This window comes from Pyrinomonadaceae bacterium, assembly GCA_036277115.1.
Classification (GTDB): domain Bacteria; phylum Acidobacteriota; class Blastocatellia; order Pyrinomonadales; family Pyrinomonadaceae; genus UBA11740.
Map to the genome: position 1 here is coordinate 15,262 of DASUNM010000023.1, position 19,546 is coordinate 34,807.

The following is a 19,546-nucleotide window of genomic DNA, read 5'->3' on the forward strand; positions in this document are numbered from 1 at the left end:
ATCTTACAACCGGCGACAGACAGGATTTCAGTCGAGCCCCTGCTCAGTCGTAGAGAAAACCCATCAGGAAATCATAGCCTTTGCCGGCAAGCGCGGAGTACTGGTAATGCCAGAATTCTCGTTTATTCCAATTGCCTTTCTTCTCCCACCCCTTTTGCGCGGGAATCCGCTGCCAACCCATGGAAGCGGCCAGCTCGGTAAAATCCAGCGCCCACCCGTTGAACGCGCCGCCTTGGGTGACGGGCAGGTGACGAAGGGCAACAAATTCGGAATCAACCTGTTTGGCAGGGTCAGTGATCTTCAGGTAGGTATGCCAATATGTGCGACCGTCGATCGATTCGCGCACGAGGACTAAAGCTTTCTCGCCCTGGTTGTAATCAATCGCCACTCCACACTTATGAAGGGATCTGGTTACAGATCCAGGATTGTTTTTAGTGAAAGTCTTCGCCCGAAAACAGTCTCCCAAAACCGCTAGAAAATCTATTCCGGTCAGGTTCAGCGTGGCGGCGCGCAAGGCGTCAAAGGAGTCAGCCGCCTCGAGAATTAAATAAGGCTGGCCAACGTTAACTGAAGCAAGGGCGCGTAATTTTGCACTCGGAAGTGGCATGTCTAATCCTTCCCATTCGTATTTTTGTATGCGGCAGCTCTTTAAGGTTGCAGCGGCATGGGATCGCGATGGTCGATCTCCCGTCAATGATTGAACGTCTTGACGCCAGCTTCACCCGCGCGCAGCATCGCTGGTCCGGCGCAGGTTAAGCCGTGAGAACCGGGGTGTCAACGTTCTGCGGACTTGGCTTGCAGAGAGCCTTGTGCGTCGCGCGCCACGCGCAAGGGATCTACAAACGTTCGTCTCAATTGTTTAATATCCCGAAAACCCAATGCGCCGCCACGGTCGCGCCGAAAGCAGCAAACAAACGCGGCCTGAGATATCCTTTCTAGAAATGACTGATAAAGTTGCCCTAGCCAAAGCCACCGCTGACCCGAATCCCATTCGTCAATTTGAACGCTGGTTCGCCGACGCGAAGGCGACTGGCATGTCCGAACAGGACGCCACGTCAATGACGCTCGCGACCTCCGACAAAACCGGCCAACCGAGCGCGCGAATAGTGCTGCTCAAGGATTTCGACGAGCAGGGTTTTGTCTTCTACACGAATTACAACAGCCGCAAAGGTGAAGACTTAGCCGGGAACTCGCGCGCGTGTCTGCTTTTCTATTGGTCTCCGCTGTGGCGACAGGTTCGGATTGAGGGCGCAGTCGCGAAGGTTTCTGAAGCTGAATCAGACGAGTACTTCCATTCGCGCCCGCTGGGCAGCAAGCTCGGCGCCTGGGCTTCAGATCAAAGCGAGCCCGTTGAAAGCCGCGAGCAATTAGAAAAACGATTCGAAGAGTTTAATAGGAAGTTTGCCGACAACGTCCCACGCCCGCCGCATTGGGGTGGCTATCGAGTAAAGCCTGAGGTCATCGAGTTCTGGCAAGGCCGCGAAAACCGCTTGCACGATCGGCTGCGATACAACCGTCAGCCGGATGGTAGTTGGATCATTGAACGACTGGCACCCTGAAGGTACGCACGCCTCCGGCGTGCCGTGCTCATTTTATGGCCGTCCTGTGGTGTGAAGAGTGTATGAACGTGATTGGGCATAACGCACCACGCGTGCAACGCGTAACGATCGCCGTCAAAATGGAGCAAAGAATCCTCGATCACTTTGGCGAGTCTTTCATCACGCAGGGCGCAGGAGCCATATCCGCTGTCGAGAAACTCGTGAAATCGCTTTCGCCACTCATGATTCTGCTCCGCGCTAACGCTACCGGCGTCGGCTGCAACTGATGCGTTCAATTCGGCTCGAAGCTGCGACAAGAAGCGTTGAGGCAACGAATCGCATAGATGAAAGCAAACATGTTGCGTCATTCCCTGGCCATCAAAATGCGGAAAATATCCTCGAGAGTACCACCCTCGAAACCATCCTGTTTCGGCAAGACCAGTCGGTCTTTGTAAGTACTCTTCATGAGAGAAAGCACGCCGGAGGCGTGCGTACCTAAAGCCCCGGCTGCTTCTCCACAAACTTCACTAACGCACCCACGTAATCCGGAAAAGCTGGACAGTTAATTCCGTGCGGCTGGAGCAACTCACTTACTCGACTCGTGTCGTAAGTCTGCTCAAGAAAGAAGTACGGCACGGCTGAATGCGGCAGGCCGGTGATCTTTGGCGCCCCCGGCGCCATCAGCACCGGATAGACGATACGCCGCGGAACCGTCAGCCACGATTCACGTCCGCCGACTGTTTTCGCAATCTCGTCAAACAACTGTTCGGTCGTGAGGGGCGTGGGATCGGCAATTTGCACGGTCGTCCCAATCGCGCGTTCATCTTTTGCGAGCGCAACCATCGCTTCAATTACATAATCGATGGGTACAAGGTTCAGACTGACTTTGCTATTGCCGATGTTCAATAGCGTCAGTCCGCCCGGCCATCGGCGCAGGTAGTGAATCAGATAATAAATGCCGTCGTACTTCGGGGTCTCACCCGTGCGCGAATCGCCGACAACCACAGCGGGGCGATGAATCGTGACCGGCATTTCCGATTTCAAAGCGGCGACGGAAAGCTCGGCGAAGTACTTTGACTCTTCATAGTGATTGCGAAAGCCTGCGGCGTGTTCAAGTTCGTCTTCCCGAATTAATCCCGAGCGACGACCGGCGACATAGCAGGTCGAGACATAGTGGTAACGCCGCAGGTTCGTAATCGATTTTGCGAACTCGTTCACATTTTGCGTGCCCTGAACATTGACGAGTTGCGCCACTTCATGCGCGACGGCCAAGTCGTAAGCCGCCGCCAAATGAAACACGGTGTGAGTTTCCGCGCGCGCGCGTTGCAAATCCGACGGCGTCAGACCCAAGTCTGATTTCGTTATGTCACCTTCGACGATTGAGAAATTCCCAGCCGGCGCGCCCGTTTCGGCGACGATCTGCGCGACGTCCTCGTAAGCACGCTTCAGCAGGGCCGGTTGCACCAGCAAAGTGAAACGAACCCCATCGCGCGCCAGCCGCTCAACCAAACGTCCCGCAATGAATCCGGGAAAACCGGTGATGAAAATTGATTCGTTAGCCAACATTGGGAATCACATTCACACATCCATTACTCGACCGGCTCCTGGAAAGGAGGTGTGAATTAGATTGAATGACGTATCCGACTCACTGCGCCTCAAGTATAATCCCGCGAAAGTGCCAGAACCGCGAGCGGTAGCGACCGGATCCACGCTCAAGGTTTTCGCCAAGACGCGCTCGGTTATCTCAAGGCTTAGGCTGATCCGGTCGCTACCGCTTGTTCTGACACAATCATTTGTAGAAAGGTTTGTTCATGACTGCCAATGCCAAACTGCTTTTCCGGCGAGCGCTCTTAGGGCTATTTCTCGCGGCCTTTTTGATTCAACCGCAGCCCGTCACCGCGCAGACCCAAACCGAATGTCCGGTCCGAATCACACTCTTGCAGGTCAATGACGTCTATCAGTTCGCCCCAGTAGACGGCGGCACGCGCGGTGGCTTGGCGCGCGTGGCAACTTTGCGAAAGAAAATTCTGGCTGAGTCGCCGCACACTCTGTTCCTGATGGCCGGCGATACGATTTCGCCGTCGATCGAATCGAACACCTATAAAGGCGCGCAGATGATTGAAGCCTGGAACGCGGCGGGTTTGGACTACGCCACGCTCGGGAATCACGAGTTTGATTTCGGCCCCGAAGTTCTGCTTCAGCGGATGGGCGAATCGAAATTCAAATGGCTGGCGGCAAACGTGCTCGACAAGAAAACCGGAAAGCTCTTTGGCGACACACCTGAGTTCATCGTGCGGGAATTCGAAGGCGTGAAGATTGGCATGTTCGGCATTCTGTTGCCTGAGACTACTTCAACTTCTCGGCCGGGCCCGAATGTGGACATCCTTGACCCCTGTGAGACGGCTGGTCGAGTCATTCCCAAAATTCGCGCGGCGGGCGCACAGGTCATCGTCGCGCTGACGCATCTTTCCATGGCTGAAGACAAACAACTCGCTCGCTGTTCAGGCGTCGATGTGATCATCGGCGGTCACGAACACACTTTGCTCGAGTCGATGGCCGGGCGCGCTCCCATCTTCAAAATGACGGCCGACGCGCGCGAGATGGGTCGCATCGATCTCAACATCGATAAGAAGACCGGAAAACTCGAGAGCATCGATTGGAAAGTCATCCCGGTCACCAACGAGTACGAAGACGATTCGAGCTTCGCCGCGCTCAACGAAAAGTACGGCCCCCTTTTGAAGAGTCTGGAGCAGCCTGTTGGCCGCACGGACGTCCCGCTGGATATGAAAAGCGAGAATGTCCGCACCCGCGAGACGAACATGGGCAACTTCATCGCTGACACCTACCGGCAGGCCACGGGCGCGGACGTAGCGCTCGTCAACGGCGGATCGATTCGCGCCGACGCGCTCATCCAGCCAGGAGTGTTAACCAAGCGCGACGTGCTTTCCATTCTGCCGTTCAATAATAAGGTCCTGAAGATCGAGTTGACCGGCGCCACCCTGCGCGCGGCACTGGAACACGGCGTGGGATCAATCGGTGTCGAGGCCCAACCCGGCCGCTTTCCACAAGTGTCGGGCATTCGCTTCACCTACGACGCTACGCGCAAACCGGGAGAACGCGTTACGAACGTGACGGTGAACGGCCGCCCGCTGCTCGATCGACAGAAGTACACTTTGGCGGCGACGAATTATGTAATTAAGGATGGCGGCGACGGCTACACAATGTTCCGCGACGCAAAGGTTTTGGTCGGGGCTGAGCAAGCGCCCAGCGAATCAGACATTTTGGAGAAGGCGATCACGTCCGTTCGTCCGATCGCGCCGAAGGTCGAGGGACGCGTAACGCGAGTCGATACGCCGAAGGATAAGCGTTCGTGCCCTGAAGGTTAGCGATGCTTACTAAGAACCGGTTCAAACAGTTGACGGCGTTGCTGGCGTTCATGTCGATGGTCGGCGGCATAAGTTCGTCCGGACAATCCGGTAGACGCGGTTCGAAGCCCAACTCGAATCCGCCGCCGGTTGCTGCTCCGTCGCCTGCGAATTCACCGGCTGAGAGCTCTGATCGAACCGCGCGCCTGAAACTGGATTTGTTGGTGGCGGCCGATTACTCCGGTAAGAGGCTTCCGTCTGAAGCGCGGGTTTATGCGAGTAATTTGATTCGCTTGCGCGAACTTAGCGACGGCTCGATCACCGACCTCGGTGAATTGGGGACCAGCGAGGTCATAAAACGGGCGAAACAAGAGCAGACTGTTTACGTGGCACTATTGAAGTTCGAAATCGATGCCGTGCAAGACGGGAAGCTAATTCTGAACTCGCAAAATCTCGAGGTCCAGTGTCACGTTTATGAGCCAAAGACAGGGAAACGGATTGTTAAGGATAAAACCTACTATCAACCGGTCGGGCCCTTCGGATCGAGAACGCCAGGTGAAATAGGATCGGGAGCTCCACCCGTCAAGCTAACCACTGAGGCAGCCGGCGCCTCAGTCGCCGATCAAATCCGGCATGGATTATTGTTGGCTCTGCGCGAGCGATCATCCGTCGAGTAGCTGCGCGCATCACCGCAACTCAACTTCAACCGGCGCTGCGCCTTTTGAGTCGTAACCTTCGGGCCAGTTTGAGATGTTCACGCCGTAAAGCCAATCCGCCTGCGGCGTCACTTCGAATCTAACGGTAAACGGAAGGCCGCGAGCGGCGCGGAGGCGCGGTCCCCACGAATCAATCTTCCATTCCTGAATCTGCGGCGCTTTGGGATTCTCCCAGGTGATTAGCCGCGAATCGATTTCTGTTCCGTTCACAAACAACGTCACGCGCGTCCGAATCCAATCTGTTTTCGCGTCAGTCGGCAGAACGGGCTGGATGTGCGCGCGCACGACGATCTCGCCAACACGGCGACGAGTCTCGCGACCAGGTACGACGAACTCGAAGTAGCCGACACCTCCGCCCCAGATGTAACCGGATCCGCCGCCTAGCTTTTCGAACCGTCCGCGTACGACCGTCTCAGGTGCAAACTTATAGAGCACGCGTCCGTCCTGCTCGTAAATGATCTGCGGCCGCACGCTTTCATCGGTTTCGTTGCGCGCGAAGGCAAATTGCCGCGGCACGAGATGCTTGCCGGCGTCGAGCAGACCCGGTGGCGGCGTCGCGTTCATCAGCGAGGAGAATGCGTGCGACGCGCCGCGAATCTCCGCCAGCAGGGCGGCATCTCGATTCGTGGTGTAGGTCACGCCATAACCACGCGTCGGTTCGGGCGTGAGAATCCAGAACATGGCGCCGCTCGCGCCGTCGCGGGCCGAGTACTCGAAAAATGCCCGGTACCATTCAAGTAGTGACGAGCCGTTAAAGCCGTCGTGCGGTACGCCGAACTCGCCGAACACTAAAGGCTTCTGCAGCGTCGCGGCGGCGGAGACCCGGTTAGCGATGAATTCCCCGAGGGCCTTTGGGGTATCGACAAAACTGTCTTCGTCGTCCCGGGGATAGTTGTGAACGTCGACGTAATCGATATTTGCCAGCGCGTGATCCTTGAGCCACTCGCGGCGCTCGGCTGCAGTGCGATAGCCCCACACGCCCGGAGCCACCACGTGATTCGGATCGAGTGATTTCACATACGCGCTCATCTCAGTGATCCATGCCCGCCGCTCGTCCCAGCGACCGGTCAGACAGCGCGCTTCGTTCATCAACTCGTAACCAAAAATATTCGGGTCGTCGCGGTACATGACTCCGGTCACAGAGTTGCGGCGTCCAACAATTTTTTCGACGTGTTCGCGGTAAAGGCGTCTGGTGGTTTCGTTCGTGTAGAACAGCATCGCCTTTTCGTCGTTGATGCCAAACGGATAGTTGTCATCATCGGCGCCGTTGATTCCGGCCCAGCGCAGATACTGAGTCACGCCACCGGTGTCGCGCCACCAATTCGCCAGGCAAATCTGCACTTTCAAGCCGTGGCGGGCCGCTTCAGCAATTATCTGATCAAGAAAAACAAACTCAGCCTCGTTCCACTCAGTTGGGGTGCGGCGAAACCAGCGATCGCGCCGCCAGTTGTTGGCCGGCTGAACATCTTCCAGACCGCCTTCGCCAGAGGCCCAGATGCGGACTACTTTCATTCCCGACGACGCCGACACCCGCAGCATCTCAGGCATAGCCGCGCGCGTCTCCTTCTGAAACATGACATCGACGTTTGCGCCGACGAAGCGGAACGGCTTGCCATCGACTACGAAACGGACGCCGTTAGCGCGCACAAATCCGCGGCGCGCGGAAGTTGTGCCGCCGCGCCAACTTGAAAACGCAAACACAATCGCCGCGACTGCAAGCAAAGCAGACGCGGCGACAAATAATCGCTTACTCATCAAATTCGGTACGCACGCCTTCTGGCGTGCTGCACTTTATGGTACGCACGCCTCTGACGAGCGGCGCGCCGGAAGCGCGCGTAGCTCACCGCGGGTTCGTAAGTCGCACGAATCCGAAAATCGCGCAGACGGCGCCCACCACCACAAAGATATTCAGAAAAGCGCCGGCCACCAGCACTGAATCAAAGTCATTCTGCTGCGCGCCAATAATCGCGACGAACCCCACGATGACCCAATAGATGTGATACAGCAGGAGAGAGACGGCGGCAAAGCTGAACCAACGCGTCGAAGCTCCAAAGGCACGCGCCCGCGCAAATCCGAGGACCGCGGCAATCAGCCAGCCGATGCCGCCCGCGAACAGAAGGCCAACGAACACGGGCATGAAGTATCTCGGCTGGTTCGCCGTCATGCCTTCCTGAAGTAGCAAAAACGCAAAAGGAGTCAGCATAGATATCGACCTCTCGAATTGGAGCACCGGCTGATAATGTCAGCTGCGCTCCTCACAAAACGACCGCTTGCGCCGAGCGATCGCTGCGTTCGCAAACGGTCGTCTTTCCTGGAACCGGTTCGCCGCGCGAACTCAGGGTTCGGTGAAATCCACACCCACCATTCACTGCCGAATGTTCGTGACAAATAATGCCGACCCGGCGGCACTCTCGAAGCGTCACTAATTCCGGCAAGCGATTATTGGGTGATGTGAATCTCTTCTTCCTTATTAACGTGGCGCAGGAAGAGCAAAAGGGCGCAGGCGCAGAAAACGATCGCTAACGCCAGCGATGCCCAACCCATCATCTTGCCGCCGCTGGGCGTTGTGTCGGTGACGAATTTGTAGAACGTGAAAATCGCGCCACCCAGCGAGCCCAGACCTACAACTGACAGGAGAAGATCGACCATAAGGAAACCTCCGCGTCTAAGGTCTTTCGGATTAAACCCTACCAGAAAAAGCCGCTGCCGTATTCGCCTGCCTTAGCGGGCGAGTTGCTTTTTGAACGTCTGTCGGTTCGACGGCGGGAATGTTAACGCTGGCACTGTTCTAAAGGCAAGCCCCTTGGCTGGAAAATCGCACCTTAGCCTCGCAATCAGGGGCCTTCGATGGAGATCGCCCCGGGCAAAAAAGCGAGTTCCCCGCCGCGCGATTGCAGGCGAATCGTGTAGTCGCCCGGCTGAATACGTCCATCGACAGTAACGTCAAAGGCCATCACCGGATAACTCACCTCGAAGCCGGTATCGCGCAACGATTCAGGAATAATGCGGATATAGGACGAGCTGAACGAAATTCCTTCGAGGGAAACATCGTCGATACCTTCACCCGCGACATAGATCGTGAATGTCTCACCGGGTCGCACAGGTAAAGGCGCCGTGGACAATTCGCCGTTCATCCCGATCAGTCGCGGTGTTAACTCCGGCCCGACTGAAAAAACTGCGAAGCTCAACTTCAGATTTGCACTAGAACTGACGTTCAGCGATAGCGACGGCGTTGAGTTACTCGCGACAAAACTACGAAACGCCGGCGTGGTGGCCGTCAAACCAAGCGTTCTGCCGCTCGCGCCAAGGTCTGTCGCGGTGACGGGTCCGCCGAGCGGCTGCGCGAAGACGCGGTAGACGCCGGCGCGCAAGCCTTCGATCCGATACTGACCTGAAGCCGAGCTGACGCTGCTCGCCACGACGCGGCCGCTGGCCACATCTTCCGCGAAGAAGTGCGCGCCGAAGATGGTGCGCGCGCGACCCGCTGTGTTTTTCATCACTCGTCCGGCAATCGATGCGCCCGTCGGGCCATAGAGAGCGCGTGCTTGCGCTGCGTCGTCGTCCGACAAAGTGCGCTGACTGAACGCCGGCCGATCATAGGTGCCGTTCCTGGCCTGGCGCGGCTGCATTGTCGCGCCGATGACCGCTGAGTGTTCAAGGCCAAGCAAGTGGCCAATCTCATGAGCGAACGTCGATTCCAAATCGTAAGTGCCTACTGTTCCGTCGGTCGAGAACTGCGTGGTCGGATTCAACGCGATGTCGGCTTCAACGATTGCGCCTCCTGAATCATGAAACACGCGCGTCCGTGCGGGCGCGTCTGATGATTCAAACAGCGACGCGTTCGCGCTCGAGATGGAGATCAGATTGATCCCGTCGCCTTCAGCCGGCGGGCTGATTGTTTCGGCGCTCGAGGCAGTCTCGAAGAATTGTACGTCGGCAACCGCAGCCCAGCTTTGCAACGCTTGCCGCAGCGCGCCCGCGACGTCGCTGCCCGCCTTAATGTTTGACGACGGCACACTCAACGAACTCGAAAACGAAACGATGAGGGGGTTGCGCACCCAGCGATGCGCGCCGGGCCGCGCAGCTTCCAAAGATTCGGGTGATGAGGATGCAGGCGAAGGGATCAGCGCCGCCGTGACTGCGACCAGGAGGATAACGATGCCGGGTGCTCTGCGGATCATCTGACTGTGACTGAACGAGGCAGGTTTAACGCCGGGGAGCCCCGGCATCTTATCACGTCACGACGTAGTAATTGCAGAAGTTTCTTGACTGGAGCGCAAGCGTCTCGCTTGCCCTGTAAGCCCGGGTTATTGGCGATTAGCAGCGAGACGCTTGCGCCCCAGTCGAGGTCTGCGGAATCTTGCGCCGGCAGTGGTATTGTCTCGGAGCCGGAAACTTCCTGCGCAAGTCAGCCACTTACGCTACCTGAAGCATGCGGATTGGATTGGATGGCTATCCTCTGGTTTGGCCCAAAACGGGCGTCGCACACTATACGTTTGAGCTGGCTCAGGAGCTTTCGCGGCTCGCACCGCAGCATTCGTTTGACCTGATTGCACCGGCGGCCTACCCGCCCGAAGTCTCAGAGCAGGTCAACCAGATTCCGAATCTTGCGGCCGTTACTCTCCAGACGAATCTCATCACTCGCCGTTGGTGGGCGATCGGTTTGCCGGCTTACGTGCGGCGCGTCAAACTCGACCTCTTCCACGGAACGAATTATGAAGTTCCGCTTCGCAATCGCGAACGCAACGTTCTGACGGTGCACGACCTTTCGATCTTCAGCCACTCCGAGACGCACGACAAACGAATGGCGACCCGCGGGCGCCGGCGACTGCGAATCATGATCCGCTCTGCGGCGCGCATCATCACGCCGACCGAAGCCGTAAAGCACGAACTGATCGAGCGATTCCAAATGAACCCGGACATCATTGCCGTCACCCCGGAAGCTCCACGTATAGCCTTTCGGCCTATGCCCGCAGGTCAAACCGCCGAGGTAAAACAACGGCTAGGCATCGCGGATGATTTCATCCTGTGCGTGGGAACGATTGAGCCGCGCAAAAATCTTCTCACCCTCGTGAGCGCCTTCGCAGAGTTGCTGCGAAACACTGCGCACCAGCCGCAACTGGTTATTGCCGGACCAAAAGGATGGCTGACTGCTGAATTCGATCGCGTTGTCGCGGAAACAAATTTCGGCGAACGGCTGCGCTTGATCGGCTACGTCGGCGACGAAGATTTGCGCGCGCTTTATTCATCGTGCAAAGCGTTTGTCGCTCCTTCGTTGTACGAAGGGTTTGGCCTGCCGCCGCTTGAAGCCATGGCCTGCGGCGCGCCGGTAATCGCCAGTCGCATCGCGGCGCACGTTGAAACTCTCGGCGCCCACGCCCATCTGGTTGAGCCGACGGACGCACGCGCTCTGGCGAAGGTCATAGCCACGCTGCTTGAGAACCAAAACGAGCGCAACCGGCTGTCCCGATCCGGCATCGAACATGCCGCGCGGTTCACCTGGGAAGAGACGGCGAAATTAACGTTAAAGGTTTACGAGGGGCTGCTCGGAAAAACATTACGCGCGTGAGTCACCAGGTTGCGAATCCGAAGGGTTACCAGAGAGTAGCGGGGGGTCGCAGCGCAGCGTAGCCCCCGGGAAAGTCGGCGCAGAATTCGGCGTCCACATCGCTAAAACAGAGCTGTTAATTAGACTAAATCATGGAATTGAGCGGTTGACTTGTCCGCGACCGACCGCTAAAGTTTCTTTCGCAAATGCTCTCCGGGTCAGCGTCGCATCAGCGGTCGTCTGATTGCTCGAACTGGCCTTTGCTTTCCTGTTTTGACCCGGCTTTATTTGTTGTGAAATTATCGTTCCCTCGTAGTGTTAAAACGTGGCTGGTCGCAACCGTGTCGCTCACCGCGGTGGCCATGGTCTCCATCGCGCCCATGACGCGATCGCGCGCTCAAAGTCCACCAACGACTTACACGATCACGGACCTCGGCACCTTTGGCGGCACGGAATCTAAAGCTTTTGCGATTAACTCCTGTGGCCAAGTGGCCGGCTATGCAACAGATGCGGGTGGTTCGAAGAGACCGTTCTTTCGCCCGGCGAACACCCTCATTGACCTGGGTGTGCTGTCCGGCGACGGCACCGCGACCAGCTTGAACAACTCCGGCTACGTCGTCGGCAGTTCACCGACTCTCACTCCCACGGATCGTGCCTTTATTTGGCACGACGATAACGGTAATAACGCGAACGATCCCGGTGAAATGAAACAGCTGCTCCCAGTCGGTGCAGCCGGTTCAGCGGATGATATCAACGATAACGGCAAAGTAGTCGGATGGGTCATGACCGCAGGCTCCAGCGGCGGCACCGGTGGTTTTAACGCATTTGCCTGGGAAAATAATACGTTTCAATTTATCTCAGGCACACCCGCGCCCAGTTCTCCGTTGGCACACGGCATTAACAATGCGGGAACCATCGTGGGTGAGAATAGTGACGCGATTCGCGGTTGGGTCCTGCGCAATGGCGTTTTCACCACCATCGGCCTATTTCCTACCGCCAACGACCAGGGGAGAAGCGTGGCGTACGAGGTCTCGGAAGGGGAGCATGTGGTTGGCACCGCTGCGTTTAACTTTAGCAGCACGCATGCGTTTGTGTGGACCGACGCCAACGGCTTGAAAGATTTAGGCACGTTGATCGGAATGACGAACAGCATCGCCTACAACGTCGCGATCGTTAACTCGTTGGTGCAGGTGGTCGGAGCTTCGTACATCGGAGTAGATGAAGCCGGGCCAACCGCTCGGGCATTCGTTTGGCAGGACTTGAACAACGACGGCGATGGCAACGGAGTCGAAGATGTTGGCGAAATGAAGTATCTGTGGGATCTGATTCCCGCAGCGGACCAAGCAAACTGGGCGGGGCTGCAACAGGCTCGTTCCATCAACAGCAGCGGTCAAATCGTAGGTTTCGGCCTGAAGACTAACGGCGAGACGCATGCGTTTCTGTTGACGCCGCCCAGTGGTCCGCCGTCAGCATGCTTGCCGAACGTGAGCGTTTCCGTGTCGCCATCGGCGATCAACGAAGATGCGGCCGGCACGCTGACTTACACATTCACGCGCTCGATCACGACCGGCAGTCCGCTAACGGTGAACTTCTCGACGACCGGTACAGCCAACGGCAGCGATTACGGTATCTCGCACAGTGGAACTGTAACGATTCCGGCTAACCAGCAGAGTGCAACCGTAGTTGTCGATCCGACGACAGATTCGACATTCGAAGCGAACGAGACGGTGATACTGACAACCACCGCGGGGCCCGGCTACAACGTCGGTACGCCCAGTTCGGCAACCGGCACAATCAATAACGATGACACGACCAATGTCAGTGTCGCAGTTTCACCCGCAAACACTCCTGAAGATGGTGCGACGAATTTGGTTTACACCTTTACGCGCAACTCCACCTTCGGCAGCCTGACGGTAAACTTCTCCGTAGCCGGAACCGCCGCCCTAAACACTGACTACGGTCAAACGGGCGCGGCAAGTTTTACATCGTCCACTGGCACAGTCACCTTCGCGGACGGCAGCTCTACCGCAGCGGTTACGATCAACCCGAACACCGACGCAGCCGTCGAACCCGACGAAACTGTCAGCCTTACGGTTACCACCGGCTCTGGTTACAACGTCGGTAGTCCAAGTGCCGCCGAGGGCACGATCTCTAATGACGACACGAACGTGAGCGTAGCGGTGTCGCCGACACCTGTGACTGAGAACGGCGCGCCAAATCTGGTTTACACATTTACGCGCACGGGCGTCACGACAGGGGCGCTGACGGTAAACTTCTCCGTAAGCGGAACAGCCGACGCTGCTGACTATGGTCAGACGGGTGCGACTACTTTCGCCCCGCCTACCGGTACAGTAATCTTCGCCGCCGGCAGCCCGACAGCGACAGTAACTGTCGATCCAACCGCAGACTCAACAGTGGAACCCGATGAAACATTAACTCTGACACTGGCCGCCGGCGCTAACTACAACGTCGGTAGTCCAAATTCCGCCACGGGCACCATCACTAACGACGACGCGGACGTCAGCGTAACGGTGTCGCCATCGTCCGTCGCTGAGAGCGGCTCCGATAGTCTGTTTTACACGTTCACCCGTGCAGGTGTGATGACGGACGCTTTGACCGTGAACTTCTCAGTCGCGGGTACCGCTATCTTTAATACCGACTACACTCAATCAGGAGCCGCGACTTTCAGCTCATCAGCTGGAACTGTGACGTTGCCGGCCGGCAGCGGCTCTGCCACCGTAACTCTCGTTCCGACTCCTGATTTCATCGACGAAGGCGACGAGACAGTGATCCTGACTGTTACGACCGGAACCGGCTATAACGTTGGCAGTCCCGGCTCACAACAGGGCACCATTACCGATGACGATCCGACGCCGACGATTCAGATCACAGATGTGACCGCGCCTGAGCCGAGCTCGCCGACGTCATTCGTTTTCACAGTTAGCCTTACTAATCCGAGTGCGAGTCAAATCGACCTTAACTACACCACCGCTACGACCGGGGCAACTACTCCGGCCACCGGCGGCGCTGGTTGCACTCCAGGAATTGATTACGGGGACGCGGCCGCCACACTGTCGTTCGCACCCGGTGAAACGTCCAAACAGATTAACGTGACCGTCTGCAGCGACAGCACGCTTGAACCGGACGAAACCTTCTTTGTGAACCTGAGCGGCAACACGAATTCCACCTTGCCGCCCGGCACGAGAGGCATCGGGACGATAACTCCGCAGGTGCCGGTCCTTTGGACCGAAGTTGCCGGCCCCAGTTGTCCGAGCGGCACGTGTCTCGCTGCCATCGATTCCGTAACGTTTGTACGCGGACCTTTCAGACTTACGAACGAATGGAACCTGACGCCCAGCGACCGCGCGACCCGAATCATTCTGTTCACTTCGAATCTGGGAATGACTAACGCGAACCTGGCGAGCGGCATCCTCTCGGTTCACATCAACGGTTCGGCAATACCGCTGGCGAACATCGAGAATGTGGGAACGGTTACCGGAGTCTCAGGAATGGATGCGTCGTATGTCATCGTGAAGCTCCCGGCCAGCTTGCCGCCGGGGTCGAACACCATAACGGTGAATATGGGCAGCGTCGCAAGCAACGTAGCGGTTCTAAGTATCATCCCCTAACCCGCGCACGCTGACCTCGCCCGGTTCGGTGCGCACAACCTGTTTATCTTATAATGCTGCAACTTTAGTAAGCGGCATCCACACTTAAATGATCCCTGTAAATTCATTTCGTCATCAACATGCACGTATGCGAGTGGCGCTGGTCGCGCTCGTACTCATGGGAATCGTCGCGGCTTTAGCGTTCAGCTCACGCGATGTCTTGAGCCAGGGCGAATCGCAGCGACGCGACCTGGATCGGGTCTTCCGGCAACACGACCGGCTGAGTCTCGACCCAGGCCAGGTCGCGAGACAGGTAAAGCAGACAAGGTCGCTGACCCTCACCACCTCGCGCGGCACATTTGAAATGACGTTGGAGCCGTACGACATACGCACGCCGGGCTACGTGGCTGAGGCGTGGGGCGACAATGGCAGTGTGCGCGTTTTAGAACGCGCGCCGGTGCGGACGTACAAAGGCACAGTGCAGGGATTGCCGGGGGCGCAGGCACGCATGACGATCGACGAAGGAACCGTCGAAGGACTGATCGTCACGCCGCGCGAACTGTTCTTCCTCGAACCCAGCAAACGTTTTTCGGGAAGTGCCGCTAAAACAGATTTCGTTTTCTATGCGGCATCAGACGTGAAGCAATCCGCGGGCGAGTGCGGCATGACGATGAAAGAGCAGGTTGAGCAACATTCAGCGAATGTCAGCAGCCAATCAAAGGCGACCGGCCCAAAGCCGGAAGCTGTCTTCGGCCCGGCTTTGCAAATCGACATCGCGACGGAAGCAGACTTTGAATACTTCTCCAAGAATGAATTTCAGGTAGCACCCAATCCTCAAACGGCGGTGATAGACAAAATCGTCTCCATCATGAATCAGGTGGACGGTATTTATAACGTGCAGATGGGCTTGAAGTTCCTGGTGATGCATACGCGCGTGTGGACCACCGTGAACGACCCATATCAGTCGCCCGTCCCACCCGCGACCACGATTGATGCGTCAGCCGCGCTCAATGATTTTCGCCTTCAATATGCTGCGAACGCGCCGCCGCAAGCGGCGGGGCGCGACGCCGCGCACCTTTTCATGGGCCGCGATTTCATTGGTTCTACGATCGGCATCGCCTATTTAGGGAGCTTGGACTGCAGTTCGTCCGCTTTCGCTTACGGCATTTCGCAGCATCTGGAAGGCGTCAACGCGAATCTGGCAGGGCTGACCGCTCACGAAATCGGTCACAACCTGAATGCGAACCACGTAAACTCGGCCCAGGGCAGCGACTGTACCAGTTCGATCATGAACCCGAATATTTCGCCCAGCCAAAACTTCTGTCAGTTCTCGCGCGATGAGATTACCGACCACGCGATCGCAGAGAGCGGCTGTCTCACGAGTTTGACTCAACCCGGATGCACTTATTCACTTTCGCAAACGACGCAGAATCCTCCTGCGGGTGGCGGCAGCAACAGTGTCGACATCACGACTCAGCCGGGATGCAATTGGGCAGTCGCCGAGGGCGAAAGCTGGTTGACCGTGACGGGCGGCTCGAGTGGTACCGGCAGCGGGACGGTGACTTACTCAGTCACCTCAAACAGTATCTGCGGTGCGAGGTCCGGGCAGGTTAGCATTGGGGGGCAACTTCTCACCGTCAACCAGGCGGGCAACCCCAACTTCCTACTTGATCCGGCCACGGCTACTCCGATCTCGCCCTTCCAAGCGGTAAGCGGCGATCTCTCGTCGCCAGACTGCCCGACCGGACTAGCGGGCCGGGCGAACGCTTTCATGGACCGGTACAAATTCACCGGCATGGCGGGGCAAAAGGTTCGGATTGATATGAATGCCACCGCGCCCCAGCCGAACGGGCTGGATACGTATCTGTATTTGTTCGGCCCCGATGGATCTCTGGTTGATGAAAACGACGACATAGTGCTCGGCAGTCAAACGGATTCACGCATACCTTGTCCTAACGACGGTTGCGGGCCTAATTTCCGAACGTTGACTCAGACCGGCACGTACATAATCGTCGCCACTTCGTTCGGAAGCGGCGACACTGGCGGATACACCCTGACGCTTACGTCCGAACCTTTGCTGTTGACGGCGCAAGTCACAGACACAGTCGGCACCGGCGCCGCACTGAACTCAGTGACTTTTGCCCGAACTTCAAACGCGACCAATACGGCGTTCAGCATCACCGATCCGTACAACTTCAGTTCTGATGACATAACGCGTCTTATTCTCTTCACTTCAGACCTCGGTCTGATTTCACAGCAAAATCCCGATCCAAGTGTGGTGACGGTAAGAGCCGGAGGCACGGAATTGGTGGTTGAGAACGTTGGCCCCTTCTCGTTCCCCGGACTGAGTGGTTCGTATGTGGTGGTGGCGTTGAAACGTCGCGACGGACAACCAATGCTGACCGGCAGTCTGGCGTTTACTGTCACGGCCGCCAACGGCACGCTGACCAGCAACGCCGTGACGCTTACCATCGCGCCTTAGCCCGTTCAGCAAAGCTGTCTAAGCATAAAAGCCCGGGACGTCAGCCCCGGGCTTTTACTTTTCGCGCACTCCGCGCGCCGTTGATTCCTCTAAGCCTCAATTCGCGAAACGGTTGCGATACTCAGTTGAATCAAGGAACGCCTTGACCATCTCAGCGGCGACAAAGTTACCGTTAAACTGGTTGAGTTTATCGAGCCAGAATTTCCAACCCTCGAAATTGGTGTTCGGAGCGTCATCAGGATTTCGTCGCAGATAACCGTAGTATTGCATCAGGACGAACGCGCGATTCTTCTCGGCGTTACTTAGATCGGCGTCTTCGGCCACTGCCCGCACGACCGCCGCTCGCCGCGCGGGATCGTTGGGGTTTGGAGTAAGAGAAGAAATCAGTTGGCTGCGCTCGGCAGCCGAGAGCACCAGGCCCGCCCTTTGATCGAGTTGCGTCACAAACTGATCGGCGGTCATGCCCGCCGGATAATCAGTGGTGAATCTGGCCCGCTGCACAAAGGCCAGGGCAAAGGCCTGCTTGTTGGCTTCCAACTGAGCCTGCCAGTTGCCGACGTTTACCTGGACGCCCTGCGAAATTAACTGGGAGTCCGGCACCAACTCCTGACGGCGGATGATGGGGACCGTCCCGGCAACGCCGGGCGACGTAGTATCACCATAGGACGCTTTGTACATGCGGTAGACCAGATAGCCGGTTTCTTGAAACTCGATAGACTGGAAGAACGCGGCGGAAACGTTGATGTGTTTCACCTGATTACATCCAGCATCGATGCCGCACGAATATATTTCGTCGCTCCAAAACTGAAGACCACTCAGGTCCGGTTCACGGTTGAGAAAATCAAGATAGTGTTGGCGCACAAAAAACCGGTTGTCGCCTATGCGATTCCCCGTCCAGCCGAGGTCGCGAAACATCGAATATGTCAGGTCCCAGATCGGGACGACGCTGTGATTGAGATCGCCGGCAATGTTCGGTTCCATCAATTGGTTGGGCAGCAGGCTCGAATCCCAGTGAGAGACTGACGAGCCGCCCTCGACCGGATTCGGTGCGAACATCAAGGGACGCCGGTTCGCGTCAGTGCCTGCTAACGCGGATGTGTCCGCGAACAGGGTTGCGTTGACGCCGGCGCTAAGCTGACCTTTGATCGTACTGCCGTCGATCAATGTGATCGAAAGTGTGGGGATGACAATCGTGTTGTCCGTGCCGCCCATACCCGGCGGCGTCGCGGCTGATACGTTGTCAGCGATGATCACAGCCGTCGCACCGGCGTTTTGCGCGTTCTTTGTCTTGACGACAAAGTTGCAGTTGCCGCGATCGATCAGCGCAATCCTTCCCGAAATTGCATTAGTAATTGGAGCACACGCGTCGTTCGGGATTGTTTGCACGACATCCCCGGTCGTTCCCGCCGGGGATGGGGCCGGTCCAAAGCTGGCCGTGCCCACCTGATAATTGCCGGCGATTGCGGCCGGAGAATTGACTCGCAGTCGAGGTGTTCCAGACAAGACATTCGGAACGTCCGACACCACCCGTGGCCCAACCCACACCAGGTTTCCAGTATTGATGGTTGAGGCTACGCGTTCCGCGTCGGTCATCTGCGGCCAGGCCTTGGCTGAGGCGTTATCACATAGATACCGATCATAGATGCTTGGGAAGCGGCCACCTGTGTCACTGCCGGCCTGCAACCCTGTTTCTTTGTTCGTAAACGTTTGAAACCCGAGACCGTGAGAAAACTCGTGCAGCAGCACGCTGACGAGGTCGATTCCGTTCGCGCCGTGATTGTTATCGAGACCGTAGTACCAATGAGCGGTTTCCAGACAACCAGGAGTGCCGAGATTCACATTAAATTGGGCATTGATCTCATGCGTCGACCCATTCCGATCAATTCCCGATATGGCATTCGCGAGCGCGTTGCCGTACCAAAAACCAGGCTCGGCGCCGGCGAAGTTTCTAAAGATGCTCCCACTGTTACCTGCCGACCCCAGTGTGCCTGAGTTCGCGGTGCAGCCCAGAGCTGTCCACGTCCCGCGAATTGTAATCGTCGGGCTGCTGTTAAGCGTGGCGCCCCAAATGTTCGCCGCGAACTGAAACGCAATTAGTCTTTGCTGACCGACTGTCGTCCCATTGTTCCCACCGACCGGCGTTGCGGGAGTCGCATCGTTAAAACCCGCCCCCGCAGCATCGCCATTAAGAATGACGATATTCGCCTGGGCCGAGGCTTCGCCCGACACGAAGAGCGTGAGAATCAGCGCCAGCGCGAAGGCCGGCAGTTTCTTGATCAGGTACGGCAT

General features: G+C 57.2%; 14 protein-coding genes. 7 read left to right on the forward strand and 7 right to left on the reverse strand.

Annotated elements, in window-relative coordinates; genetic code table 11:
- Positions 1-43 precede the first annotated feature (43 nt).
- Entirely contained in the window at positions 44-694 is a 651-nt protein-coding gene (locus VFX97_07150) for a hypothetical protein (GenBank protein ID HEX5702959.1), read from the reverse strand.
- Positions 695-941: 247 nt separating this feature from the next.
- Here VFX97_07150 and pdxH point away from each other — a divergent pair, with 247 nt between their 5' ends.
- Positions 942-1,559, forward strand: coding sequence for a pyridoxamine 5'-phosphate oxidase (pdxH, locus tag VFX97_07155; protein ID HEX5702960.1), 618 nt, complete (start codon positions 942-944; stop codon positions 1,557-1,559).
- Positions 1,560-1,621: 62 nt separating this feature from the next.
- Positions 1,622-1,825, forward strand: coding sequence for a hypothetical protein (locus VFX97_07160; protein ID HEX5702961.1), 204 nt, complete (start codon positions 1,622-1,624; stop codon positions 1,823-1,825).
- Positions 1,826-2,033: 208 nt separating this feature from the next.
- Here the strand turns inward: VFX97_07160 and VFX97_07165 are convergent, their stop codons facing one another.
- Complete coding sequence (locus VFX97_07165; protein HEX5702962.1) at positions 2,034-3,104, reverse strand: SDR family oxidoreductase; 1,071 nt, start codon at positions 3,102-3,104, stop codon at positions 2,034-2,036.
- 245 nt (positions 3,105-3,349) lie between these two features.
- Between VFX97_07165 and VFX97_07170 the strand changes: the two genes are divergently transcribed.
- Positions 3,350-4,924 (forward strand): 5'-nucleotidase C-terminal domain-containing protein, encoded by a 1,575-nt coding sequence (locus tag VFX97_07170; protein ID HEX5702963.1) that lies wholly within the window; start codon positions 3,350-3,352, stop codon positions 4,922-4,924.
- 2 nt (positions 4,925-4,926) lie between these two features.
- Positions 4,927-5,580, forward strand: a complete 654-nt coding sequence (locus VFX97_07175) for a hypothetical protein (GenBank protein HEX5702964.1) — start codon at positions 4,927-4,929, stop codon at positions 5,578-5,580.
- Positions 5,581-5,589: 9 nt separating this feature from the next.
- Here the strand turns inward: VFX97_07175 and VFX97_07180 are convergent, their stop codons facing one another.
- The 4 genes from VFX97_07180 to VFX97_07195 all read right to left on the reverse strand — a co-directional run bounded on the left by VFX97_07180 (position 5,590) and on the right by VFX97_07195 (position 9,800).
- Positions 5,590-7,374, reverse strand: a complete 1,785-nt coding sequence (locus VFX97_07180) for a hypothetical protein (GenBank protein HEX5702965.1) — start codon at positions 7,372-7,374, stop codon at positions 5,590-5,592.
- An 85-nt stretch (positions 7,375-7,459) separates the two neighbouring features.
- Positions 7,460-7,822 carry a hypothetical protein gene (locus tag VFX97_07185; GenBank protein ID HEX5702966.1) on the reverse strand — a complete coding sequence of 121 codons (363 nt, stop codon included), beginning with the start codon at positions 7,820-7,822 and terminating at the stop codon, positions 7,460-7,462.
- 236 nt (positions 7,823-8,058) lie between these two features.
- Positions 8,059-8,268, reverse strand: a complete 210-nt coding sequence (locus VFX97_07190) for a hypothetical protein (GenBank protein ID HEX5702967.1) — start codon at positions 8,266-8,268, stop codon at positions 8,059-8,061.
- A 185-nt stretch (positions 8,269-8,453) separates the two neighbouring features.
- The gene (locus VFX97_07195) at positions 8,454-9,800 is read right to left on the reverse strand and encodes a matrixin family metalloprotease (GenBank protein ID HEX5702968.1); all 1,347 of its coding nucleotides are present in this window, start codon (positions 9,798-9,800) and stop codon (positions 8,454-8,456) included.
- Between the two features lie 251 nt (positions 9,801-10,051).
- Between VFX97_07195 and VFX97_07200 the strand changes: the two genes are divergently transcribed.
- From VFX97_07200 to VFX97_07210, 3 genes are all read left to right on the forward strand, one after another.
- The gene (locus tag VFX97_07200; protein ID HEX5702969.1) at positions 10,052-11,188 is read left to right on the forward strand and encodes a glycosyltransferase family 1 protein; all 1,137 of its coding nucleotides are present in this window, start codon (positions 10,052-10,054) and stop codon (positions 11,186-11,188) included.
- A 359-nt stretch (positions 11,189-11,547) separates the two neighbouring features.
- Positions 11,548-14,796: a Calx-beta domain-containing protein gene (locus tag VFX97_07205; GenBank protein ID HEX5702970.1), complete on the forward strand. Its 3,249-nt coding sequence runs from the start codon at positions 11,548-11,550 to the stop codon at positions 14,794-14,796.
- An 88-nt stretch (positions 14,797-14,884) separates the two neighbouring features.
- Positions 14,885-17,257, forward strand: coding sequence for a M12 family metallo-peptidase (locus VFX97_07210; protein ID HEX5702971.1), 2,373 nt, complete (start codon positions 14,885-14,887; stop codon positions 17,255-17,257).
- A gap of 96 nt (positions 17,258-17,353) precedes the next feature.
- On the opposite strand, the gene VFX97_07215 is transcribed toward VFX97_07210, so the two are convergent.
- Positions 17,354-19,546: a PA domain-containing protein gene (locus VFX97_07215; GenBank protein HEX5702972.1), complete on the reverse strand. Its 2,193-nt coding sequence runs from the start codon at positions 19,544-19,546 to the stop codon at positions 17,354-17,356.